The organism is Nocardioides sp., from assembly GCF_047607185.1.
In the GTDB taxonomy this organism is placed as follows: Bacteria; Actinomycetota; Actinomycetes; order Propionibacteriales; family Nocardioidaceae; genus Nocardioides.
In genome coordinates this window covers 1-23,326 of record NZ_JASGDQ010000060.1, presented here as the reverse complement: position 1 = coordinate 23,326, position 23,326 = coordinate 1, and the positions used below count along the sequence as shown (strand labels likewise).

The following is a 23,326-nucleotide window of genomic DNA, read 5'->3' as shown; positions in this document are numbered from 1 at the left end:
GGTTAGGGCGCCGGCCCGGCGGATGGGAGAATCGACGCAATGGAGCCGCTTCCCCTCGTCCTGACCCCGCCGCGCGGCCGCGCCAAGCCGCCGCGGCACCTCGCCGACCTCACCCTCGCCGAGCGACAGGACGCCGCCAAGGAGCTGGGCCTTCCTGCCTTCCGGGCCAAGCAGCTCTCGACCCACTACTTCGAGCGCCTCGTCGACGACCCGGAGCAGATGACCGACCTGCCGGCCGCGCAGCGAGCCGAGCTGGTCGCGGGCTTCCTGCCCCGGCTGATCGACCCGATCCGCACCCTCGAGGCCGACCGCGGCACCACCCGCAAGACGCTGTGGCGGCTCTTCGACGCAGCGCTGGTCGAGTCGGTGCTCATGCGCTACCCCGACCGGGTCACCATGTGCGTCTCCTCCCAGGCCGGCTGCGGGATGGCCTGCCCGTTCTGCGCCACCGGCCAGGGCGGCCTGCAGCGCAACATGAGCACCGCCGAGATCGTCGAGCAGGTCGTCGCCGGCGCCCGCTCGCTCGCCCGCGGCGAGGTGCCCGGCGGCCCGGGTCGCGTCTCCAATGTGGTCTTCATGGGCATGGGAGAGCCGCTGGCCAACTACAAGGCCGTCGTGGGCGCGGTACGACGCCTCACCAGCCCGGCCCCGGAAGGGCTCGGGATGTCGGCGCGCGGGATCACCGTCTCCACCGTCGGCCTGGTGCCGCGGATCCGGCAGCTCGCCGAGGAGGGCATCCCGGTCACGCTGGCGCTGAGCTTGCATGCCCCCGACGACGAGCTGCGCAACGAGCTGGTGCCGATCAACACGCGCTTTTCGGTGGCCGAGACCGTCGAGGCGGCCTGGGATTACGCCCGCACCACCAAGCGCCGCGTCTCCATCGAATACGCCATGATGCGCGACATCAACGACCAGGCCTGGCGCGCCGACCTGCTCGCCGACGTCCTCAACGGCTACGGCGCTGTCCCGGATGGCGCCGGCGGCCGCCGGCGGCAGGGCTGGGTGCACGTCAACCTGATCCCGCTCAACGCCGTCCCGGGGAGCCGTTTCACCCGCTCCCGCGAGGCAGACATGGACGAGTTCATGCGCCGCCTCAACGCCCGCGGCATCTCCACCACCATGCGCGACACCCGCGGCTCCGACATCGACGCCGCCTGTGGCCAGTTGGCTGCGAACGCGGACTGACTGTCGGTGGCAGGCGTCTACGTGTTGTCACTGGCGTGAGAAGGTACACCTGCGCATACACTGGACACGTGTCCATGCGTGATGAAGCTGGGGCGGCCGCAGAGCGGTTTCGCCACGAGAAGGCCGAGCGCGAGAAGGCCGAGTATGAGCGTCGTCAGCAAGAGCTAGACAACGGCATGTGCTCACACTCTGAGTGGATCAAGTTTGTTGAGCGTTTCGCTCAAGAGTTCGTCGGTGCCGCGCGGGAAGCCGGACTACACCCGATTCACAAACCGGCCGGGCTTCGCATCAAGGGTTGGAGGGTGGATGTGCCAACGCTTCGTTCCCAGGACGATGTCGGCAACCATTACTGGCTGACAGAGACCATTGCGGTTCCGCTCCGCGGCAAGCCCTCCCGATACGCGCACGGTGGCCTGGTACCCCTCAAGCGTCCGCTTGAAATTGGACGAGGGCGGGCTTTCGCGGGTCCCGACGATGTGCGAGATGCGTTTGTGTCGGCGCTTGGACGGTACTTAGCCGCATAGGCCATCTACGCGTTCGAATGCAACTCGGTCCTCCCAGGACCGAGTTCGCGACGATTTGCCGGGGCGCTAGAGAGGGCGGGGGTCGCCGCGTGTGGCTGTTCAGGTCAAGCAGTACGACCCCACCGGCAAGCCGATCTCACGAGAGGCGGTCTCGTTGTTCCAGAACGACGCCAAGAAGCGCGGAGCCGAGCGTGCTCGTGAGCTTCGAGCGGCAGTCAATACTCTGGTCATGCCCGGGCAGCGCTCGCTTCACATGAAGGCGGAAGGTGGGGCGCGTCGGAAGGTCATTGCCGACGCAGTCGTGGCACTGGCAGTCGACGTCTGGGTTTTGGACGCATCCGGTGGCAGCGGTAAGGAGCATGAGCGGCGGGCACGAGCGCTCACCTCGCTGCTGGAGCAGGTCGACGTCGTCCAAGCGCACCTGGTCTTCGATCGAGATGCCAGCATGGAACCCTTCGACAGGCGCCTGCTGTCGGCCGTTCCACCGCATCGGCGTCCTACCTACGTGCATCACCAGCGGCACGAGGAGCCGCTGCTTGCGCTGCCGGACGTGATCGCATGGAGCTGGGCGCGAGGAGGGGAGTGGCGGCGTCGCCTCGATCCGCTGGCCATCCGCATTGTCGAGGTATGAAAACGCGAAACCCGAGTGTGCGTCCGTCCGGACGACCCTCGCTACCTGATCCCGTTCAACGCCCTCCCGGGGAGACGTTTCACCCGCTCCCGCGATCGTCAGCAGGCCCGGTAGTGCTTCACGACGGTGCGCTTCTTCCCCGACTTGTAGGTGTAGACGAACGTGAGCTTGGTGGCCTTCGTCTTGCGCAGCTTGACCCGCACCACCTTCTTGGGATGGCGCACCGTCTTCAGCTTCTTGCCGTTCGCGTAGATGCGCACGCTCGCCAGCTTCTTCGGCTTCTTCGGAGAGAACGTGTAGGACTTCGTCCCGCAGCCCAGCGTGGTGGGATAGACGGCGGTGTCGGCCGCCTTTCCCGTGGTCGGCGAGCTCTGTTGGCCCGGCGCGGGGTCGAGGGCCAGGGAGTAGGTCACCGTGGCGCCCCCGTTCAGCTGGTTGCGCTCGCTGCCCGAGTAGACCACCGGGTTGCCGCCGTACCCATAGCTGGCCAACGCCTCCACGGAGCTGGACCCACGGAAGGTGACCGCCTCGCCGGCGGCGAGGCGGATCGTGGTGCCGTAGGTCACCGAGGGGCCGGCGGATGTGATGGTCTTCGCGTAGTCGTAGACGTCCTTCTTCGAGGATGCGCTGCCGTCTGCCGCGTAGGTGTCCACGTCGAGGTAGGCCCACTGGTACGCCGCCTCGGTCGTCACCGTGATGGTGAAGCTGGCGCTGCGCTCGGCGACGAGCACCTTGTAGTAGTCGGCTTCCGTGCCGCCGTACCCCTGGCACTTCTGAGACGGGTCGGTGACCTGCACGGTGGCATTCCCGCGGAAGGCGATGCTGCCGCCTCTGCTTCCGTCCCAGTCCAGAGAACTGGTGGTCTGCAGCGTGCCGTCGGAGGTGAACGAGGCACCCACGACACCAGTGCTGACACCTACGAGCTGCTTGGAGCCGTCACTGCTGCTGCCGAGGGAGGCCACGTCGGTGCCCTTCGTGGACCAGGAGTGGTTCACCCGGTTGGCGCTGGTGCAGGTCACGCTGTCATAGCTCCCGGTGCCACTCGCGAGGGCGTACTCCGCATAGTTCTGAGCATCCGACACCCCCGCGGCCCGCGCTGCCGGTGCAGGAGCGAGGAGGACCATGCCTGCGCCCACGACGGCGCACGCGGTCGTCGCGCGGATCTTCTCGACGAATGACATCCGGACTCCCGCATCGAATCGGCTCAAGAGAGAGCAGGAGGGTACCAAGCGGACCGCAGAGTGATCGGCGGTGGCGGTCCGCCTGCTGGTGGCGCTGGGGATCGTTCTCTGGTCACGACCTGGCCGCGATCGCCGCTGCCGCCTCGTCGACGGAGTCCACCAGATGGAGGTGCCCGGCCATCGCCCGGCCTTGCGCCAGCGACTGCAGCAGCGGCCAGACCGGGCGCTCCTCGGTCCAGTAGCGACGGCCGACGAGCACCATCGGCGCGACCGAGGACGCGTCGGCGTAGTAGTTCTCGCAGGCGTCCTGGAAGACCTCCTGCACCGTCCCGGCAGCACCCGGCAGGAAGACGATGCCGCCGTCGCAGACCTGGAGCAGCAGCGCCTCGCGCAGCGAGTTGCGGAAGAGCTTGGCGATCGCGCCGGCGAGGACGTTGGGCGGCTCGTGGCCGTAGTGCCAGGTGGGGATGCCGAGCGACGCCTCGCCGGGCCAGGTGGCGCGCACCTCGAAGGCGGCATCGGCCCAGGCACCGACCGAGGGCCGGTAGGAGGGCACGGCGGCCAGCATGGCGAGCGCCTTGGTCAGCGTGTCGTCCGGCTGGCGCGCCAGGTAGCCGCCGAGGTTGGCCGCCTCCATCGCGCCCGGGCCGCCGCCGGTCGCCACGGTGATGCCCGCGATGGCGCCGAGCCGGGCACCCAGCAGGGCGGCCTCGGCGTACCCCTCGCTGCCGCGCCGCAGCGCGTGCCCGCCCATCACGCCGACGATGCGGCGACCCTGCCGCCAGCTCTCCAGCGCCTCGTCCACGGCGTGGTCGTGCAGCGCCCGCGCCAGGGTGTCGTCCGGCGTGCCGACCTGCTGCGACCAGGCGTAGGCGCGAGCGTCGAGGCTCGCAGCATAGCGGCAGCGACCCGGAGGAGCGCCGGCGTCGTAGAGCTCCTCCGGCGTGTAGAGCGTCGTTCGGTAGACGTCGACCGGGACGCCCTTGATGGTCGGCAGCACCAGCGCGCCCTCGGCCTCGACCCGGTCCGCGTCGCCATTCGCGAACCGGCAGCCGAGGAAGGTCGCGCCGGCGACGTCGGCCCGGTGCAGCTGTTCGCCACGTTCGGTGAGGTTGAGCGCCCGCAGCCGCCAGCCGCTCCACGACCTGACCCCGCACTCGACCCGGCGATCGAGCTCGGCCAACGACTCCACCAGGACCACTCGACCTCTGCGCCGCTTCACGGCTCAGTGCCCGCCCAGCAGCGGCGCCATCAGCCGCGCCGCGATCGAGCGGCGGCCGGTGATCGTCTCCTCGGCATCGGCCAGGCTCATCGCCCGCAGCCCGGCGTTGATGCCGAGCCAGCGCAGCGGCTCCGGCTCCCAGAGCGGGGAGCGGTGACCGACCCAGGGGAGGGCGGTGAGCTCGGAGGGGCGGCCCAGGATCAGGTCACGCAGCGTCCGGCCGGCCAGGTTGGTGGTGGTGACCCCGTCGCCGACGTACCCGCCTGCCCAGGCCAGCCCGGTGGTCGGGTCGAGCCCGACCGAGGCGCACCAGTCGCGCGGGATGCCCAGCGCACCGCCCCAGGAGTGGGTGACCCGGGTGCCTCGCAGCACCGGGAACATCTCCAGCAGGGTGGCGTAGAGCGAGGCGAAGACCCGCTCGTCGCGATCGAAGCCGGGCCTGATCGAGGAGCCGAGGTGGTACGGCGCGCCCCGGCCGCCGAAGACGAGCCGATCGTCGGCGGTGCGCTGGCCGTAGACGATCAGGTTGCGATGGTCGGAGAAGGTCTCCCGCTCCGCCAGTCCGATCTCCGCCCACACCGAGGCGGGCAGCGGGGCGGTGGCGATGATCAGGGAGTAGACCGGCACCAGGGCCCGCTCCAGGCCGGGCAGCGAGGAGGTGTAGCCCTCGGTCGCCCGGACCACGATGTCGGCCGTGATCGTCCCGGCCGGCGTCGTGACCGCATGCGGCGCGATCGCCAGTGCGGGGGTCTGCTCGTAGATGGCCACGCCGCGGCCCTCGACGACCGAGGCGAGGCCGCGCACCAGCTTGGCCGGGTGCAGCGCCGCGCAGTCCGCGGTGTACGTCGCCCCCAGCGTGCCGGCCGCGTCGAGCCGCGCCCGGGCCTCGGCCTCGGAGAGCAGCGTCAGGTCCTCGCGCCCCCAGGACCGCGCCTCCGCGACCTCGGCGCGGGCCCGCGCCAGCTGCGGCCCGGTCCGGGCCAGCACCACGGTGCCGCCCTTGGCGATGTCGGCGTCGATGCCCTCCGTGGCGGCCACCGCGATCACCTCGTCGACCGAGGCCCGCATCGCCTGATGCTGGGCGAGCGCCGCCTCCCGGGAGCTGAGCCGGGCGAGCGTGGCAAGCGAGGCGGGGAAGAGGGCCGAGGCCCAGCCGCCATTGCGTCCCGAGGCGCCGAAGCCGGCGATCTCCCTCTCGACCACCGCGATCCGCAGGTCGGGGCGGGCGGCCGCGAGATAGTAGGCGGTCCACAGGCCGGTGAGGCCGGCGCCCACGATCGCGACGTCGACCGCGAGGGACGAGGCCAGCGCCGGTCGCGGCGTCAACGGCCCCGCCGTGGCGTGCCACAGCGAGAGGCCGTCGTACCGGCTCAGCGGACACCCCAGGAGTAGGTCTGCTTGCGCAGCCGCAGATACATGAAGGTCTCGGTGGCGACCACCCCGGGAATGGTGCGGATCTGGTCGGAGATCAGCTCGAGCAGGTGCTCGTCGCTCTCGCAGACCACCTCGGCGAGCAGGTCGTAGGAGCCGGCGGTGATGACGACGTAGTCCACCTCGTCCAGCTCGGCCAGCGCGTCGGCCACCGGCTCGAGCCGGCCGGTGACCCGGACGCCGACCATGGCCTGGCGGGCGAAGCCGAGCTGGAGCGGGTCGGTGACGGCGACGACCTGGATCACCCCCGAGTCGGCGAGCCGCTGCACCCGCTGCCGCACCGCAGCCTCCGAGAGGCCCACCACCTTGCCGATCGCGGCGTAGGAGCGCCGGCCGTCCTGCTGCAGCTGCTCGATGATGGCCAAGCTGGCCTCGTCGAGGGCGGCCGGGGACCTGTCTCGCGGACGTGCCATGCGCGCCAGTGTCACCGGTGGCGGTGCGGCACGTCAAAGGGTCGGCTTGTGGATTCCGGCTGTCCAGGCTGCTGAGAACGACGCAGGTCGTTGCTTTCATGTTTCACGCCGACGGATTCCCTTGTCCTAGCCCACAACGGCGTGACACGATCCGGGAACCCCGCCGGATGGCCGGGGTCGCGGAAAGGGGTGCACGTTGGCGAACCCGTCCCCGCCCGGTGGGGGCTCCCGAGGAGTCAGCCGCCGGACCCTGCTGAAGGGCGGTGGTGCCGCCGCCTTCGGTCTGGCGAGCATCGGCGTGCTGCCGCTGTTCGGCACCCCCGACCGCAAGCAGGATCCGCTCTCCTGCCAGGCGACCGACGAGTCCGAGCGCGACCTGCGGCTGGTCGTCTCCAACTGGCCGGAGTACATCGACGAGGACGACGACGGCTACGTCTCCACCCTGACCGAGTTCGCCCAGACCACCGGCATCGACGTCACCTACGTGGCCGACGTCAACGACAACGTGGAGTTCTTCGCCAAGGTCGTCAACCAGCTCGGCGCCTGCCAGACCACCAAGCGCGACATGTTCGTCCTCACCGACTGGATGGCAGCGCGGATGATCCAGATGGGCTGGATCCAGAAGCTCGACAAGTCGAAGGTGCCCAACCTCGACGCCAACCTGATCTCCTCGCTGCGCGGCGTCGGGTGGGACCCCGATCGCGACTACTCGGCTCCCTGGCAGAGCGGCTTCACCGGCATCGCCTACAACAAGTCGCTGGTCGGCGAGGTCCGCACCATGGACGAGCTGCTGACCCGCGACGACCTGCGCGGCAAGGTCACCATGCTCACCGAGATGCGCGACACCATGGGGCTGATGCTGCTCAGCGCCGGCAAGGACCCCGCCGACTTCACCTCCGACGACTGGGCGAGCGCGATGGACAAGCTGCGCGCCGCCCGCAGCCGCGGCCAGATCCGGGCCTTCACCGGCAACGAATACGTCAACGACCTGGCCGCGGGCAATATCGCCGCCTGCGTCGCCTGGTCCGGTGACGTGGCCGCGGCCGGTGACGACAACCTGGTCTTCCTCCCACCGGAGGAGGGGATGATGGTCTGGGCGGACAACATGATCGTCCCCAACCTGGCCACCCATCAGGCCAACGCCGAGAAGTGGATCGACTACTACTACGAGCCGGAGATCGCGGCCCGGCTGGCCGCCTATGTGTGGTACGTCTGCCCGGTGCAAGGCGCCCGCGAGGCGATGGAGGAGATCGACCCCGAGCTGGTCGACAACCCGCTGATCTTCCCCACCGAGGACTACCTCGCCTCGACCCATTCCTTCATGGCCCTCGAGGAGTACCAGATGCGCGAGTACGAAGGAGAGTTCGCCGATGTCTCAGGTGGCTAACGGCACGGGGCGCGACCTCCGCATCGCGGCCCTGCGCAAGGAATACCCCAACGGCTTCGTCGCGGTGAAGAGCCTGGACCTGGTGGTGCCGCAAGGCTCCTTCTTCGCCCTGCTCGGCCCGTCCGGCTGCGGCAAGACCACCACGTTGCGGATGGTCGCTGGCCTGGAGGTGCCGACGTCCGGCACCATCGCGCTCGGCGACACCGAGATCACCTTCGAGAAGCCCTACCGGCGCCCGGTCAACACCGTCTTCCAGAACTACGCCCTCTTCCCGCACCTGAGCATCGCCGAGAACGTCGCCTTCGGCCTGCGTCGCCGCGGCGTCAAGGACACCGACGTCCAGGTCAGGGAGATCCTCGAGCTGACCGAGCTGACCACCCAGGCGGCCAAGAAGCCGATGCAGCTCTCCGGTGGCCAGCAGCAGCGGGTCGCGCTCGCCCGGGCGATCATCAACCGGCCCGAGGTGCTGTTGCTCGACGAGCCGCTCGGCGCCCTCGACCTCAAGCTGCGCCGGCAGATGCAACTCGAGCTCAAGCGGATCCAGACCGAGGTCGGGCTGACCTTCGTCCACGTCACCCACGACCAGGAGGAGGCCATGACGATGGCCGACACCGTCGCGGTGATGAACGGCGGCCTCATCGAGCAGATGGGCAGCCCGACCGAGCTCTACGAGAACCCCGCGACCACCTTCGTGGCCAACTTCCTCGGCCAGTCCAATCTGATCGGCGGCGCCATCGTCGGCAAGGAAGCCCTTCCTGGAGGGCAGAGCGTGGTGAAGGTCGACATGCAGGGCACGATCGTGTCCATCCCCGAGGCCCGAGCCCACGCCACCTCCGGTCGGGGCTGGGTCGGCGTACGGCCTGAGAAGGTGCTCATCGCCCCCGAGGGCGAGCCCATCGACGCCCCGGGCAACCACATGACCGGCGCGGTGGTCATCGACTCCAGCTTCATCGGCGTCTCGACGCAGTACGTCGTCAAGATGCCCTGGGGGCAGGACCTGCTGGCCTTCGAGCAGAACACCGGCCGGCGCGGCATCATCCCGCCCGGCACCAGGGTGGACGTCTCCTGGCGTCCCGAGTTCGCCTTCCTCCTCGACGCCAGCCAGGACGTCGAGGCCGGCCTCGAGGAGGAGTGATGGAGGTCAGGGGGCGCCGACTCACCGGGTACTGGCTGATCCTCCCGGCGGCGATCTGGCTCGGCCTCTTCTTCGTCGTCCCGTTCTACTCCCTGCTGGCCACCTCGCTCTTCGACCCCGACGGATCGGTCCTGACCGGCTACGACGTCACCTGGCACTTCGCCAACTTCGGCCACGCGCTCGCCGACTACTGGGGGCCGCTGCTGCGCTCGCTGTGGTACGCCGCACTGGCCACCCTCTTCTGCCTGGTGCTGGGCTATGTGCTGGCCTACGCCATCGCCTTCAAGGCAGGTCGCTGGAAGAACCTCATGCTGGTGCTGGTCGTGGCGCCGTTCTTCACCAGCTTCCTGATCCGCACGCTGTCCTGGAAGCTGATCCTCGGCGACGAGGGCTGGGTCGTCCACGCGCTGCAGTTCGTCCACGTCCTCGGCGAGGACGGCCGGCTGCTCGCCACCCCGGTCGCGGTCATCGCCGGCATCACCTACAACTTCCTGCCGTTCATGGTGCTGCCGCTCTACACCAGCCTGGAGAAGATCGACGGTCGGCTGATCGAGGCGGCCAGCGACCTCTACGCCTCCCCGGTCAAGGGCTTCTTCAAGGTCACCTGGCCACTGTCGATGCCGGGCGTCGTGGGCGGCACGCTGCTCACCTTCATCCCGGCCGCCGGTGACTACATCAACGCCGAGCTGCTCGGCAGTCCCAACCAGCGGATGGTCGGCAATGTCATCCAGAGCCTGTTCACCACCACCGGCGACTACGCCGCCGCCGGGGCGCTGTCGGTGATCCTGATGATCATCATCGTGGCCATGGTGATCGGCTATATCCGTAGGGCCGGCACGGAGGAGCTGATCTGATGTCCTTCCTGCGCAGGAACCTGGTCCTCATCCTCGGGCTGCTGGTGCTCGTCTACATGTACATCCCGAACATCGTGGTCGCGGTGATGTCGTTCAACGACAGCTCCAAGGCCCGCAACCTCTACCGGTTCCAGTCCTTCACCCTCGACAACTGGCTGCACCCCTGCTCACCCGACGGCATGTGCAAGTCCGTGGTCACCAGCATCGAGATCGGCCTGCTGGCGACGGTGGTCGCCACGCTGCTGGGCACGCTGGCGGCGTTCGCGCTGGTGCGGCACAGCTTCGCCGGCCGGGGGCCGATGAACCTGGTGCTGTTCCTGCCGATGGCCTCCCCGGAGATCGTGATGGGCTCCTCGCTGCTCGCGCTCTTCGTCGCCACCGGCTTCGGCGGCCACCTGGGCTTCTGGACCATCCTCATCGCCCACGTGATGTTCTGCCTCTCCTTCGTGGTGGTCACCGTCAAGTCGCGGTTGGCCGGTCTCGACGGCAATCTCGAGCAGGCGGCCATGGACCTCTACGCCACCGAGTGGCAGACCTTCTGGAAAGTGACCTTCCCGCTGGTCTTCCCCGGCATCCTCTCGGCGGCGCTGCTCTCCTTCAGCCTCTCCTTCGACGACTTCATCATCACCAACCTCAACGCCGGCCAGACCGTCACCTTCCCGATGTTCGTCTGGGGTGCGGCCCAGCGTGGCGTGCCGATGCAGGTCAACGTGGTCGGCACGCTGATGTTCCTCATCGCCATCGTCGTGGTCGTGGCCGGCGAGCTCGGCTCCCGCCGACGCCAGAAGCTGCTGGCGATGCGCTGATGCATCCCTCGCTCGTCGAGGCCCGGACGACGTCGTACTGGCTCGACGCGGCGGTGCAGTCCGATCGACCCGACCCGCTGCCGCCGCTGGTCGGCCCCGGAGAGGCGGACCTGGTCGTGGTCGGCGGCGGCTACACCGGGCTGTGGACCGCGCTGCGCGCGAAGGAGCGGGACCCTGGCCGGTCGGTGATGGTGCTGGAGGCGTGCCAGTGCGGCGAGCAGGCATCGGGCCGCAACGGCGGCTTCGCCTCGGCCTCGCTGACCCACGGCTTCGGCAACGGCCTGGAGCGCTGGCCAGGCGAGCTGGACGTCCTGGACCGGCTGGGCGCCGAGAACCTCTCGGCGATCGGCGCGACGGTGGCGCGCTACGACATCGACTGCGACTGGCGGATGGCGGGCGAGCTCAACGTCGCCACCCAGCCGCACCAGCTGGCCGAGCTGGCCGACCTCTCGGAGCGGCTGCGCGAGCACGGCGTCGAGCACGCGCTGCTCGAGCGTGAGCAGGCCCAGAGCCGAGTGCACTCGCCCACCTACCTCGGCGCGCTGGAACTGCCCGGCGAGACCGCCCTGGTGGAGCCGGCCCGGCTCGCCTGGGGGCTGCGGCGGGCCTGTCTCGACCTCGGCGTCGCCATCCACGAGGGCACGACGGTGACCTCGCTGCAGCGCGGCGCGCTGTCCCATCGCGGCGGAGCCGCAGCCGGCCTGAGGCTGGTGACGGAGTCCGGCTGGGTCCGCGCCCGGCAGGTCGCGCTCGGCACCAACGCCTTCCCGCCGCTGCTGCGCCGGCTCTCGCTGATGACGGTGCCGGTCTACGACTACGTGCTGATGACCGAGCCGCTGTCGCCGGAGCAGCTGGAGTCGATCGGCTGGGAGGGTCGCGAGGGCATCGGTGATGCGGCCAACCTGTTCCACTACTACCGGCTCACCCGCGACAACAGGATCCTGTGGGGCGGCTACGACGCCGTCTACTTCTACGGCTCCAAGATCGCCGCCGAGTTGGAGACCGCCGGCCGCACCCACGACCTGCTGGCTGCGCAGTTCTTCGACACCTTCCCGCAGCTGGCCGGGCTCCGGTTCACGCATCGCTGGGCGGGCGTGATCGACACCTGCACCCGGTTCGCGCCCTTCTTCGGCACCGCGTACGACGGCCAGGTGGCCTACGCGCTGGGCTACACCGGCCTGGGGGTGGCCGCCACCCGGTTCGGCGCCGACGTCATGCTCGACCTGCTCTCCGGGGAGGAGACGCACCGGACGTCCCTGGAGCTGGTGCGGACCAGGCCGCTGCCGTTCCCGCCCGAGCCCGCCCGCTTCGTCGGCATCGGCCTCACCCGCCGCTCTTTGGAGCGCGCCGACGCCCGGGGCGGCAGGCGTAACCTCTGGCTCCGCACCCTGGACCGCCTCGGCCTGGGCTTTGACTCGTGAGCAGCCCCAAACTGACACCCAAACCAGCGTGAGCAGCCCCAAACTGACACCCAGACCAGCGTGAGCGGGCGCAAACTGACATCGCGGAGATCGCGGACCGTCACCGTCCTCCCTGGCTCCTAGCCTGTGACCGTGGCAATCGACGTGGCGACAGCGGTGGGCAGGTTCGACGACTTCCGGACGGTGGTGGGTCCCAAGACGGGCATTCGTGGCTGTTGGTGCACCGCCTACCGCTGCGGCGCCAGCCTCGACATGGCGGAGCGGGTCGACTACATGCGGCGCAAGTGCTCGACCGATCCGGGCCCCGGCGTGCTGGCCTACGTCGACGGGCAGCCGGCGGGGTGGTGCTCGGTGGCTCCCCGGTCGTCGTACCGCCGACTGATGCGGTCGCGGACCATCCCGGTGGTCGGCGAGGGGGATCCATGGTCCGTGGTGTGCTTCGTGGTGCGCGCCGGCTTCCGGCGGCGCGGGCTGATGCACGACCTGCTCGAGGGCGCCGTCGAGCACGCCTCGGTACACGGTGCCGCTGTCATCGAGGGCTACGCCGCCGACGCGGGCGAGGATCGGGTCGACCCGATCTCCGGCTACATCGGCACGGTGGCGCTCTTCGAGGCTCATGGCTTCCAGCGAGCGGCGGAGACCGGGAGCCGGCTCGGTGGGAAGCCGCGATGGGTGATGCGCCGCGAGCTCAGATGACGAAGACGCGCGCGCCGAAGGTCGCCCTGGCCTCGTGCGCGGCACGGCGCAACCGCAGGTCCGCGTCCTGGCCGCGCCCGAAGACGTGCTCGCGGCGGAACACCTCGATCCACCAGTCCCGCTGCGTCCTCAGCCAGCCTCGTCGGGTCTGGTCGTGCTCGACGTCGTCATCGTCGCTGTGCCAGCGCTCGCCGTCGTACTCCGCAGCGAAGAGCCACTCCGGCAGCCCCATGTCCAGGCGGGCAACCTCGACGCCATCGATCTCGATAGGAATCTGGAGCTGCGGGCGAGGCAGGCCGGCGTCGTACCACCGCAGTCGCAGCGCTGACTCGCCGAACGACTCCGACCGCGGATCGGCAAGCGGCGCCAAGGCGCGGAGCAGCACCACCCCTCGCTCGCCCTTGAAGCGCGGCACTTGGAGCAGCAGCTCGTCGAGAGTGAAGGCACCGGTCGCCAACATGCTGTCCAATCCCCACAGCCGCATGTCCCTGGTGGGCTGGAGCCGTCCCAGGTCGAGTGCGGTGCGCAGTTCGGTGGTCAGGACCAGCCCGTTGAACTCGCGCAGGTCGGCGTCGACGACCGCGCGCTCCCCACTCACCGACAGCCGGCCACGCAGGGCCCGCCGACCGCTGGCGCGGAAGCAGCTGACCGGTGGCACGCTGAGATGCTCGTTGGGGGCCAGCGCTCGGGAGCCGACGTAGACCCAGGCAGCGGTCCGGTCACAGACGAAGGCGTCCTGGGGGAGCGCCAGCGACACGGCGCGACACCGGAGCTCGATCGAGTCGGGCACGTCACTGGCGACATAGACACGATGCAGCAGTCGCCGCAGCACCCCGGACCGGGTCAGTCGGGTCAACTGCTGGAGGGAGACTCCGGACTCTCGGGCCTGGTCGGCGGTGAACGGGTCACGAGTCGGCAGCGAAACGTCCAGATCGGCGAGGCGGGGCGCGATGACGGTCATGACCATCCGATTGCCCAGGCAGTCGCAGGATCACACCACCAAGATCACCGGCTGTGGATAACCCGTGTCAGTTTGGGACCGGTCACCGGGTTTAGGGCGTCAGTTTGCGCCTGCTCACCGCGTTGAGCAGGTCAGTTTGCGTCTGCTCACCATGCTGGGGGTCAGAGGAGGGTGTAGGCCTTCTCGAGTACGACGCGCAGGATCTGCTCCATCTCGTCGAACTCGGCCTGACCGACGATCAGCGGCGGGGAGAGCTGGATGACCGGGTCGCCGCGGTCGTCGGCGCGGCAGTAGAGCCCCTCGTCGTAGAGCGCCTTGGAGACGTAGCCGTAGAGGATGCGCTCGCACTCCTCGTCGCTGAACGACTCCTTGGTCGCCTTGTCCTTGACGAGCTCGATGCCATAGAAGTAGCCGGAGCCGCGTACGTCGCCCACGATGGGCAGGTCCTTGAGCCGCGACAGGGTCGCCAGGAAGGCCGCCTCGTTGTCGCTGACGTGCTCCAGCAGCCGCTCCCGCTCGAAGATGTCGAGGTTGGCCAGCGCGACCGCTGCCGAGACCGGGTGACCGCCGAAGGTGTAGCCGTGGGCGAACATCGCGCCATCGGCCAGGAACGGCTCCATCAGCCGGTCGGAGGTCAGCATCGCGCCGAGCGGGGCGTAGCCGGAGGTGAGCCCCTTGGCGGAGGTGACGATGTCGGGCTCGTAGCCGAACTTCTGACCGCCGAACATGGTGCCCAGCCGGCCGTAGGCGCAGATGACCTCGTCGGAGACCAGCAGCACGTCGTAGGCATCGCAGATCTCGCGGACCCGCTGCCAGTAGCCGGGCGGCGGCGGGAAGCAGCCGCCGGCGTTCTGGACCGGCTCCAGGAAGACCGCCGCGACGGTGTCCGGGCCCTCGTTGAGGATCGCCACCTCGATCTGGTCGGCGGCCCAGCGGCCGAAGGCCTCCAACGACGCAGCGTCGGAGACGTCGATCAGGCCGCCGGTGATGGCGTCGGCACGATAGGAGTTCGTGTTGGGCACCCGGAAGGTCGAGGGCACCAGCGGCTCGAACTGCTGCTTGAGGAACGGGATGCCGGTGATCGACAGCGCGCCCTGGGTGGTGCCGTGGTAGGCGATGTGGCGGCTGATCACCTTGTGCTTCATCGGCTTGCCGGTGAGCTTGAAGAAGTTCTTGGCGAGCTTCCAGGCCGACTCGACGGCCTCACCGCCACCGCTGGTGAAGAAGACCCGGTTGAGATTGCCCGGGGCCGCGTCGGCGAGCCGCTGGGCGAGCTCGATCGCGGTCGGGTGGGCATAGGACCACAGCGGATGGAAGGCCAGCTCCTTAGCCTGCGTCGCGGCGGCCTCGGCCAGCTCGGCGCGACCGTGGCCGACCTGGTTGACGAACAGCCCGGCGAGCCCGTCGAGGTACCTTCTGCCCTTCGCGTCCCAGATGTAGGCACCCTCGCCCTTCACGATCACCGGCACGTCGGCATCCGTGTACGACGAGTGACGGGTGAAGTGCATCCAGAGGTGGTCCTTGGCGGCCTGCTGCATGGCGTCGTAGTCGAGGCTCATGTTCCCATGGTCGCTGTCCAGCTGCGCAAACGCAAGAATCCGTCGCTTCAAAGCGTCATTTTCTACGGATTTCGTTGTCACAGCGGTGTTAAGACCGATGAAAACTGCCGCGAACGGGCTTCCTGATCACTCATCGCCGCACTAGGCTCGCGGACATGGCTGACCAGACCTTCAAGAACGTCATCAACGGTGAGCTCGTCGAGGCGAGGAGCGGCGCGACGTACGACGTCGTGGACCCCGCCACCGGCGAGGTCTACGCGCAGGCTCCGATGTCGGCGGCTGAGGACGTCGACGCGGCCTACGCCGCCGCCGCGAACGCCTTCGAGACCTGGGGCGAGACCACGCCGCGCGAGCGCTCGGAGGCGCTGCTCAAGCTCGCCGACGCGTTCGAGGCGCGGGCCGAGGAGTTCGCCCGGATCGAGGTCAAGGACACCGGCAAGCCGTTCGCGCTCACGCTGAGCGAGGAGCTGCCGCCGACCATCGACCACTTCCGCTTCTTCGCCGGGGCCGCCCGGGTGCTGGAAGGCCGCAGCGCCGGGGAGTACCTGGAGGACCACACCTCCTGGATCCGCCGCGAGCCGATCGGCGTGGTCGGCCAGGTGACTCCGTGGAACTACCCGCTCGCGATGATGTCGTGGAAGATCGCGCCCGCGCTCGCGGCCGGCAACACCGTCGTACTCAAGCCGAGCGACACCACCCCGGCCTCCAGCCTCGCCTTCGCCGAGATGGCCCAGGAGTTCCTGCCGCCGGGCGTCCTCAACGTCCTCTCCGGCGACCGCGACACCGGCCGTGCGCTGGTCGCCCACAAGACCCCGCAGATGGTCGCCATCACCGGCTCGGTCCGGGCCGGCATGGAGGTGGCCGGCACCGCCGCGCTCGACGTCAAGCGGGTCCACCTCGAGCTCGGCGGCAAGGCGCCGGTCATCGTCTTCGACGACGCCGACATCGAGAAGGCCGTCGAGGGCATCTCGGTGGGTGGCTACTTCAACGCCGGCCAGGACTGCACCGCCGCCACCCGCGTGCTGGTGCAGGCCGGCATCCACGACGAGTTCGTCGCCGCCCTCGCCGAGGCCGCCCGCGCCACCAAGACCGGCCTGCCCGACGACGAGGACATCCTCTACGGCGCCCTCAACAACCCCGACCAGCTCGCCCGGGTCAAGGGCCTGGTCGAGCGGTTGCCCGACCACGCCACGGTCGCGGCCGGCGGCGGCGTCGCCAGCGTCCCCGGCGGCGAGGGCGGCTACTTCTACCAGCCGACCGTGCTCGCCGGCCTCCAGCAGGACGACGAGCAGATCCAGAGCGAGATCTTCGGGCCGGTCATCACCGTGCAGCGGTTCGCCGACGAGGCCGAGGCGCTCGGCTGGGCCAACGGTGTGGAGTACGGCCTGGGCTCCAGCGTCTGGACCAAGGACCACGCCACCGCGATGCGGGTGAGCAAGCGGCTCGACTTCGGGGTGGTGTGGATCAACACCCACATCCCCTACGTCTCCGAGATGCCGCACGGCGGCTTCAAGCACTCCGGCTACGGCAAGGACCTCTCCCTCTACGGCTTGGAGGACTACACCCGGATCAAGCACGTCATGAGCTATATCGGCGAATGAGGCTCCGGGAGCTCCCGGCCTGACCGGCCGCGTCAGTTTGCGTCCGGTCACCGCCGACTTGGTGTCAGTTTGAGCCTGCTCGGCGGGTTTGGGGTGTCAGTTTGCGTCTGGTCACGGGGTGGCGGTCAGGCGGTGGCGGTGAACGCCTCGGCCACCACGTCCATCCCCTCCTGGAGCAGCTCGTCGCTGATCGAGAGCGGCGGCAGGAACCGGAAGACGTTGCCCCAGGTGCCGCAGGTGAGCACCACGACGCCCTGGGCGTGGCAGTAGGCGGCGACGCGGGCGGTCCGCTCCGCGTCGGGCTCCAGCGTGCCCGGCGTGGTCAGCTCGATCGCCATCATGGCGCCGCGGCCGCGCACCTCGGCGATGACCGGGTGGGCGATCTTGAGGGCGTCGAGCCGGGTCCGCATCAGTGCTCCGATCTCACGGGCGCGGCCGGCCAGGTCGTGGCTCTCCATCTCCTCGATGGCGCCGAGCGCCGCCGCGCAGGCCACCGGATTGCCGCCGTAGGTGCCGCCCAGCCCACCGCCGTGGACGGCGTCCATGATCTCGGCGCGCCCGGTGACGGCGGCCAGTGGCAGGCCGCCGGCGATGCCCTTGGCGGTGGTGATCAGGTCGGGTACGACGCCCTCCTCCTCGGAGGCGAACCACGCCCCGGTCCGGCAGAAACCCGCCTGGATCTCGTCGGCGACGAAGACCACGCCGTTCTCGCGGCACCATGAGGCCAGGGCCGGCAGGAAGCCGGCCGCCGGCACCACGAAGCCGCCCTCGCCCTGGATCGGCTCAATGACGACGCAGGCCAGGTTGGCGGCGCCGACCTGCTTCTCGATCACGTCGACGGCACGGGCGGCCGCCGCCGCTCCGGAGAGCCCGTCGCGCAGCGGATAGGACATCGGTGCCCGGTAGACCTCGCCGGCGAACGGCCCGAAGCCGTTCTTGTACGGCATGTTCTTGGCCGTCATCGCCATCGTCAGGTTGGTGCGACCGTGATAGGCGTGGTCGAAGACGACCACCGCATCGCGACCGGTGGCGACCCGGGCGATCTTCACGGCGTTCTCGACCGCCTCGGCACCGGAGTTGAACAGGGCCGACTTCTTGGCATGGTGCCCCGGCGTCAGCCGCGCCAGCGCGGCGCAGACGTCCACATAGCCGTCGTAGGGGGTGATCATGAAGCAGGTGTGGGTGAAGGCCGCCAGCTGCTCGCTCGCCCTCGCGACGACCGCCGGCGCGGCGTTGCCCACGGTGGTCACGGCGATGCCCGAGCCGAGGTCGATGAGACTGTTGCCGTCGACGTCCACCAGCACGCCCCCGCCGGCGGCGGCGACGAAGACGGGGAGGGTGGTGCCGACGCCGTCGGCGACCAGCGCCTTCTTGCGGTCGAGCCGCTCCAAGGAGGCCGGTCCGGGGATCGCGGTGACGAGCTTGCGGTGCTGGGGGAGAGAGGGGCCGCCGGTCATGCCCGCCACATTAACCGCAGCCGGTGGTTTGGCGGGCCGCTGAGCGGGGGAAGGTAGGGGGTGACCGTCAGTCTGTCGAACTAGGAAGTGTTGACCATGAAGTTGCTCTCCCGGGTCGTCCTCGCGGCCGCTGTCTCTCTCGGGCTGGCCTCGGCCACGCTCGTTCTCGGCTCCCAGGCGTCGGCCGCTGGTGTGTCCACCGTGTCCCAGGCGGACAAGAGCGGCGATCTCCTCGCCAAGAAGAAGGGCAAGAAGGGCGGCATCAAGCTCTCTGCCTCTGCCGACGGCTACCACGCCGGTGGCACCAAGGTCGTCACCGTGACCGCCAAGGTCAAGGGCGTCAAGAAGGGCAAGGTCAAGTTCTCCATCGGCACCGTCAAGGGCAAGGCCAAGATCAAGAAGGGCAAGGCCACCTGGGACGTGCCGCTCGGCCTCCCCGCTGGCACCTACGAGATCAAGGCCAAGTCCGGGAAGAAGAAGGGTTCGCTGGCCTTCAGCGTCTGGGCCTCCAAGCTCGACATCACCCCGACCACCTTCACGGTCCAGAAGGACCTCTACCCGCAGGTCAAGCTCACCGGATCGGTCGAGTGGAAGGGCGCCCCGGCCCAGCCCGGGAGCTACGTCGACTTCTACCAGGACATGAATCCCGACGGTGGCTACGACTCCCCGTTGCGCGTCTCGTCGTTCGCCAGCATCGACGACGGCGGCACCTTCAGCTACGACGCTCGTGGGTTCGAGACCTACTTCGAGACCAAGGGCCTGCCGTCGGGCACCTACACCTTCGGTGCCTTCTACACCGGTGACTCGGGCTTCGACGACTACATCTACTCCGTCCCGTTGACGGTCACCTGGAACGCCACGGCCGCGGAGTGACCAGCAGCACGTAGCGCGTGCACGGTGGCCCGTCGACCTCGCAGGTCGGCGGGCCACCTGCGTTCCGCGACCGGCTGCGACAATGTCGGGGTGCAGCGTCGCGATGTCGTCATCCTCGGCTCCACCGGCTCGATCGGCACCCAGGCGCTGGATCTGGTCCGGGCCAACCCCGACAGGTTCCGGGTCGTCGGGCTGACCGCGGGGGGCGCCAACAAGGAGCTGTTCGAGCAGCAGGTCGCCGAGCTCCGGCCGGGGTTCTCCGGGCTGGGGGAGCAGGCCTGCGTCGAGGCCGCGGCGATGGCCTGCGACGTGGTGCTCAACGGCATCACCGGAGCCGTCGGGCTACGACCGACGCTGGCCGCGCTCGAGGCCGGCAACACCCTCGCACTGGCCAACAAGGAGTCGCTCATCATGGGCGGCCCGCTGGTGCTCTCGAGGGCCGCGCCGGACCAGATCGTGCCGGTCGACTCCGAGCACTCGGCGATCGCGCAATGCCTGCGCAGCGGCTCTCCCGCCGAGGTACGGCGGCTCGTGCTCACCGCGAGCGGCGGACCGTTCCGCGGCCGCAGCCGGGCCTCGCTCGCCGCGGTGACGCCGGCCGAGGCGCTCAACCACCCGACCTGGGCGATGGGCCCGGTCATCACCATCAACTCCGCCACCCTGGTCAACAAGGGGCTGGAGGTGATCGAGGCGCACCTGCTCTTCGGCGTGCCCTTCGACGCCATCGAGGTCGTCGTCCACCCCACCAGCGTGGTCCACTCGATGGTGGAGTTCGTCGACGGCTCCACCATCCTGCAGGCCTCGCCGCCCACGATGCTGATCCCGATCGCGCTGGGCCTGGACTGGCCCGACCGGGTGCCCGATGCGGCACCGCCCGTCGACTGGTCGCTGGTCAACACCTGGGAGTTCCACCCGCTCGACGACGAGGCGTTCCCGGCGGTGGCGCTGGCCCGGGCGGCCGGCCGCCGCGGTGGCACCGCCCCGGCGGTCTACAACGCGGCCAACGAGGTGGCCGTCGACGCCTTCCGGCGCGAGGCGCTGCCCTTCACCGGCATCGTCGACACCGTCGCTGCCGTGCTCGATCAGGCGACCGACGTACCCTCGACGGAGGCGCTCACCGTCGACGACGTCCTCGCCGCCGACGCCTGGGCCAGAGAGACCGCACAACGACTGATAGAGGCTTCATGACCACCCTGCTCTACCTCGTCGGCGTGGTGCTCTTCGTCCTCGCCATCCTCGCCTCGATCGGCCTGCACGAGCTGGGCCACCTGATCCCGGCGAAGGCGTTCGGCGGGAAGGTGACGCAGTACTTCATCGGCTTCGGGCCAACGGTCTGGTCCAGGCAGCGCGGCGAGACCGAGGTCGGCCTCAAGGCGATCCCGCTGGGTGGCTACGTCAAGATCGTCGGGATGCTGCCGCCCGGCGCCGACCGCCTCGGTGAGCGGCAGGCCGACGGCTCCCTGAAGGTGCGCAAGTCCAACACCGGGCTGTTCACCCAGCTCATCTCCGACGCGCGGGCCGCGGAGTGGGAGACGATCCGGCCCGAGGACGAGGACCGGCTGTTCTACAAGCTGAGCTGGTGGAAGAAGGTCGTCGTCATGGCCGGCGGCCCGAGCGTGAACCTGCTCATCGCCTTCGTGCTGTTCGCCATCCTGTTCGGCAGCTACGGTCTGCGCGAGCTCGTCGCCGACAAGGGCCGGCCGGTGCTCGACGAGGTCACCACCTGCGTCATCCCCTACGTCGAGCACCGCACCGAGTGCCTGCCGAGTGACCCCGCATCGCCCGCCAAGATCGCCGGGCTGCTCCCCGGTGACGAGATCACCTCGTTCAACGGCGTCGCGATCTCCGGCTGGGAGCAGCTGCGCCAGCTGGTGCGCGCCAACCAGGACGGCACCGCCACCATCGGCTACCTCCGCGACGGCGTGGAGCACACCGCCACCACCAACACCACCGTCGAGGCGCGGCCGACCTCCGAGACCGACGAGACGCTGGTCCAGGTCGGCTTCCTGGGCGTCAGCCCCACCTCCCATGTCCAGGTCATCCGCGGCGGCCCGCTCTTCACGCTGGGTCAGATGGGCGGCATGGTCGCCGACAGTGTGGAGGCACTGGTGAAGCTGCCGGTGCGGGTCTGGGGAGTCGCGGAGGCCATCGCCGGGGTCAAGGAGCGCGACCCCAACGGCCCGGTGTCGATCGTCGGCGGCGGCCGGATCGCCGGCGAGACGGCCTCGGAGGACTTCCCCCTCGGCGACAAGGCGGCCGCCCTGGTCAGCCTGGTGGCCGGCTTCAACCTGTTCATCGGGCTGTTCAACTTCGTGCCGCTGCTGCCGCTCGACGGCGGCCACATCGCCGGCGCGCTGTGGGAGGCGGTACGACGGCTGCTGGCCCGGCTGGGCCGCCTGCCCGATCCCGGTTATGTCGACGTCGCCAAGCTGCTGCCGGTGGCCTATGTCGTCGGGTCGGCGCTGCTGGTCATGGGCGTCGTGCTGATCGTCGGCGACCTGGTCGTCCCGGTCCACCTGTCGACCGACTAGCCGACCAGCCTGCTCCGATCACTGGTACGGTGTGGTGCGGGCCACCTGGAGCGCCCGGCGCCGGCGTTGCCGCCGATCCAGGCGGCGCCGAGGAAGAGGCCGTCGTCGCCGGGGAGAAGTACCCTGCTTGATATGACAGCAGTCTCCCTCGGGATGCCGGCGGCGCCACCGCCGGTGCTCGCGCCCCGCCGCCGGACGCGGCAGATCCGGGTGGGCAAGGTCGGCGTCGGCAGCGAGTCACCGATCTCGGTGCAGTCGATGACCACCACGCTCACCTCCGACGTCAACGCCACCCTGCAGCAGATCGCCCAGCTCACTGCGGCCGGCTGCGACATCGTCCGGGTCGCCTGCCCCTCCCAGGACGACGCCGACGCGCTGCCCGAGATCGCCAGGCACTCCCAGATCCCGGTGATCGCCGACATCCACTTCCAGCCGAAGTACGTCTTCGCCGCCATCGAGGCCGGCTGTGCCGCGGTCCGCGTCAACCCGGGCAACATCCGCAAGTTCGACGACCAGGTCAAGGAGATCGCGGCTGCGGCCAAGGACCACGGCACCTCGATCCGGATCGGGGTCAACGCCGGCTCGCTGGACAGGCGGCTGCTGGAGAAGTACGGCAAGGCCACCCCCGAGGCGCTGGTCGAGAGCGCGGTGTGGGAGGCGTCGCTGTTCGAGGAGCACGACTTCCACGACTTCAAGATCTCCGTCAAGCACAACGACCCAGTGGTCATGGTGCGTGCCTACGAGCTGCTCGCCGAGAGCGGCGACTGGCCGCTCCACCTCGGCGTCACCGAGGCCGGCCCGGCCTTCCAGGGCACCATCAAGTCGGCCACCGCATTCGGGGCGCTGCTCTCCAAGGGCATCGGCGACACCATCCGGGTCTCGCTCTCGGCGCCGCCGGTGGAGGAGGTCAAGGTCGGCCTGCAGATCCTGGAGTCGCTCAACCTGCGGCCCCGCCGGCTCGAGATCGTCTCCTGCCCGTCCTGCGGCCGGGCCCAGGTCGACGTCTACACCCTCGCCGAGCAGGTCACCGCAGGTCTGGACGGCCTGGAGGTGCCGCTCCGGGTGGCCGTGATGGGCTGCGTCGTCAACGGCCCCGGCGAGGCCCGCGAGGCCGATCTCGGCGTCGCCTCCGGTAACGGCAAGGGCCAGATCTTCGTCAAGGGCGAGGTCATCAAGACCGTCCCCGAGCCGCAGATCGTGGAGACCCTGATCGACGAGGCCATGAAGATCGCCGAGGGCATGGAGGCCGTCGACGGGGCCGCCCCCCAGGTCACCGTCTCCTAGCCGAGTCGGCAGAAGTGCTGGTGTGAGAGGGCCCGAGTCGGCAGAAGTGCTGGTGTGAGAAGGCCCGAGTCGGCACAAGTGCTGCGGGCGCGGCCAGCACTTGTGCCGACTCGGGCCTTCTCACACCAGCACTTCTGCCGACTCGGGCCCTCTCACACCAGCACTTCTGCCGAC

General features: G+C 69.5%; 21 protein-coding genes. 14 read left to right on the top strand and 7 right to left on the bottom strand.

Annotated elements, in window-relative coordinates; genetic code table 11:
* Positions 1-39: 39 nt before the first annotated feature.
* The 3 genes from rlmN to QM595_RS06260 all read left to right on the top strand — a co-directional run bounded on the left by rlmN (position 40) and on the right by QM595_RS06260 (position 2,340).
* The gene (rlmN, locus tag QM595_RS06270) at positions 40-1,185 is read left to right on the top strand and encodes a 23S rRNA (adenine(2503)-C(2))-methyltransferase RlmN (RefSeq protein ID WP_415170676.1); all 1,146 of its coding nucleotides are present in this window, start codon (positions 40-42) and stop codon (positions 1,183-1,185) included.
* 68 nt (positions 1,186-1,253) lie between these two features.
* Positions 1,254-1,709 carry a hypothetical protein gene (locus QM595_RS06265; protein WP_415170675.1) on the top strand — a complete coding sequence of 152 codons (456 nt, stop codon included), beginning with the start codon at positions 1,254-1,256 and terminating at the stop codon, positions 1,707-1,709.
* Between the two features lie 91 nt (positions 1,710-1,800).
* Positions 1,801-2,340, top strand: a complete 540-nt coding sequence (locus tag QM595_RS06260) for a hypothetical protein (RefSeq protein WP_415170674.1) — start codon at positions 1,801-1,803, stop codon at positions 2,338-2,340.
* A gap of 98 nt (positions 2,341-2,438) precedes the next feature.
* On the opposite strand, the gene QM595_RS06255 is transcribed toward QM595_RS06260, so the two are convergent.
* The 4 genes from QM595_RS06255 to QM595_RS06240 all read right to left on the bottom strand — a co-directional run bounded on the left by QM595_RS06255 (position 2,439) and on the right by QM595_RS06240 (position 6,587).
* Positions 2,439-3,521, bottom strand: a complete 1,083-nt coding sequence (locus tag QM595_RS06255) for a hypothetical protein (protein ID WP_415170673.1) — start codon at positions 3,519-3,521, stop codon at positions 2,439-2,441.
* 112 nt (positions 3,522-3,633) lie between these two features.
* A complete protein-coding gene (locus QM595_RS06250) occupies positions 3,634-4,713 on the bottom strand; it encodes an LOG family protein (RefSeq protein WP_415170672.1) in 1,080 nt (359 codons plus the stop codon).
* A 33-nt stretch (positions 4,714-4,746) separates the two neighbouring features.
* Entirely contained in the window at positions 4,747-6,069 is a 1,323-nt protein-coding gene (locus QM595_RS06245) for an NAD(P)/FAD-dependent oxidoreductase (protein ID WP_415170671.1), read from the bottom strand.
* Positions 6,070-6,113: 44 nt separating this feature from the next.
* Positions 6,114-6,587, bottom strand: coding sequence for an Lrp/AsnC family transcriptional regulator (locus QM595_RS06240; protein ID WP_415170670.1), 474 nt, complete (start codon positions 6,585-6,587; stop codon positions 6,114-6,116).
* Between the two features lie 196 nt (positions 6,588-6,783).
* On the opposite strand from QM595_RS06240, the gene QM595_RS06235 reads away from it, so the two are divergent.
* From QM595_RS06235 to QM595_RS06210, 6 genes are all read left to right on the top strand, one after another.
* Positions 6,784-7,974: a spermidine/putrescine ABC transporter substrate-binding protein gene (locus QM595_RS06235; protein ID WP_415170669.1), complete on the top strand. Its 1,191-nt coding sequence runs from the start codon at positions 6,784-6,786 to the stop codon at positions 7,972-7,974.
* Positions 7,958-9,109 (top strand): ABC transporter ATP-binding protein, encoded by a 1,152-nt coding sequence (locus QM595_RS06230; protein WP_415170668.1) that lies wholly within the window; start codon positions 7,958-7,960, stop codon positions 9,107-9,109. Before QM595_RS06235 ends, QM595_RS06230 begins: the two co-directional genes overlap by 17 nt.
* Complete coding sequence (locus QM595_RS06225) at positions 9,109-9,963, top strand: ABC transporter permease (protein WP_415170667.1); 855 nt, start codon at positions 9,109-9,111, stop codon at positions 9,961-9,963. The genes QM595_RS06230 and QM595_RS06225 overlap by 1 nt, the downstream gene beginning before the upstream one ends.
* Positions 9,963-10,769, top strand: coding sequence for an ABC transporter permease (locus QM595_RS06220; RefSeq protein WP_415170666.1), 807 nt, complete (start codon positions 9,963-9,965; stop codon positions 10,767-10,769). The genes QM595_RS06225 and QM595_RS06220 overlap by 1 nt, the downstream gene beginning before the upstream one ends.
* A complete protein-coding gene (locus tag QM595_RS06215; RefSeq protein ID WP_415170665.1) occupies positions 10,769-12,190 on the top strand; it encodes an NAD(P)/FAD-dependent oxidoreductase in 1,422 nt (473 codons plus the stop codon). Before QM595_RS06220 ends, QM595_RS06215 begins: the two co-directional genes overlap by 1 nt.
* Positions 12,191-12,322: 132 nt before the next feature.
* Complete coding sequence (locus QM595_RS06210) at positions 12,323-12,886, top strand: GNAT family N-acetyltransferase (RefSeq protein WP_415170664.1); 564 nt, start codon at positions 12,323-12,325, stop codon at positions 12,884-12,886.
* On the opposite strand, the gene QM595_RS06205 is transcribed toward QM595_RS06210, so the two are convergent.
* Positions 12,879-13,847, bottom strand: a complete 969-nt coding sequence (locus QM595_RS06205) for a hypothetical protein (protein WP_415170663.1) — start codon at positions 13,845-13,847, stop codon at positions 12,879-12,881. The genes QM595_RS06210 and QM595_RS06205 overlap by 8 nt on opposite strands.
* Positions 13,848-14,008: 161 nt before the next feature.
* Positions 14,009-15,406, bottom strand: a complete 1,398-nt coding sequence (locus tag QM595_RS06200; protein WP_415170662.1) for an aspartate aminotransferase family protein — start codon at positions 15,404-15,406, stop codon at positions 14,009-14,011.
* Between the two features lie 155 nt (positions 15,407-15,561).
* Here QM595_RS06200 and QM595_RS06195 point away from each other — a divergent pair, with 155 nt between their 5' ends.
* Positions 15,562-17,007, top strand: coding sequence for a gamma-aminobutyraldehyde dehydrogenase (locus QM595_RS06195; protein ID WP_415170661.1), 1,446 nt, complete (start codon positions 15,562-15,564; stop codon positions 17,005-17,007).
* Positions 17,008-17,132: 125 nt separating this feature from the next.
* Here the strand turns inward: QM595_RS06195 and gabT are convergent, their stop codons facing one another.
* A complete protein-coding gene (gene gabT / locus QM595_RS06190; protein ID WP_415170660.1) occupies positions 17,133-18,464 on the bottom strand; it encodes a 4-aminobutyrate--2-oxoglutarate transaminase in 1,332 nt (443 codons plus the stop codon).
* Positions 18,465-18,560: 96 nt separating this feature from the next.
* On the opposite strand from gabT, the gene QM595_RS06185 reads away from it, so the two are divergent.
* From QM595_RS06185 to ispG, 4 genes are all read left to right on the top strand, one after another.
* Positions 18,561-19,337, top strand: coding sequence for a hypothetical protein (locus QM595_RS06185; RefSeq protein WP_415170659.1), 777 nt, complete (start codon positions 18,561-18,563; stop codon positions 19,335-19,337).
* A gap of 90 nt (positions 19,338-19,427) precedes the next feature.
* On the top strand, positions 19,428-20,525 hold the full coding sequence (gene dxr / locus QM595_RS06180) for a 1-deoxy-D-xylulose-5-phosphate reductoisomerase (protein ID WP_415170658.1): 1,098 nt from the start codon (positions 19,428-19,430) through the stop codon (positions 20,523-20,525).
* Positions 20,522-21,868: a M50 family metallopeptidase gene (locus tag QM595_RS06175; protein ID WP_415170657.1), complete on the top strand. Its 1,347-nt coding sequence runs from the start codon at positions 20,522-20,524 to the stop codon at positions 21,866-21,868. Before dxr ends, QM595_RS06175 begins: the two co-directional genes overlap by 4 nt.
* A 132-nt stretch (positions 21,869-22,000) precedes the next feature.
* Positions 22,001-23,152, top strand: coding sequence for a flavodoxin-dependent (E)-4-hydroxy-3-methylbut-2-enyl-diphosphate synthase (gene ispG, locus QM595_RS06170; RefSeq protein WP_415170656.1), 1,152 nt, complete (start codon positions 22,001-22,003; stop codon positions 23,150-23,152).
* Positions 23,153-23,326: the final 174 nt, after the last annotated feature.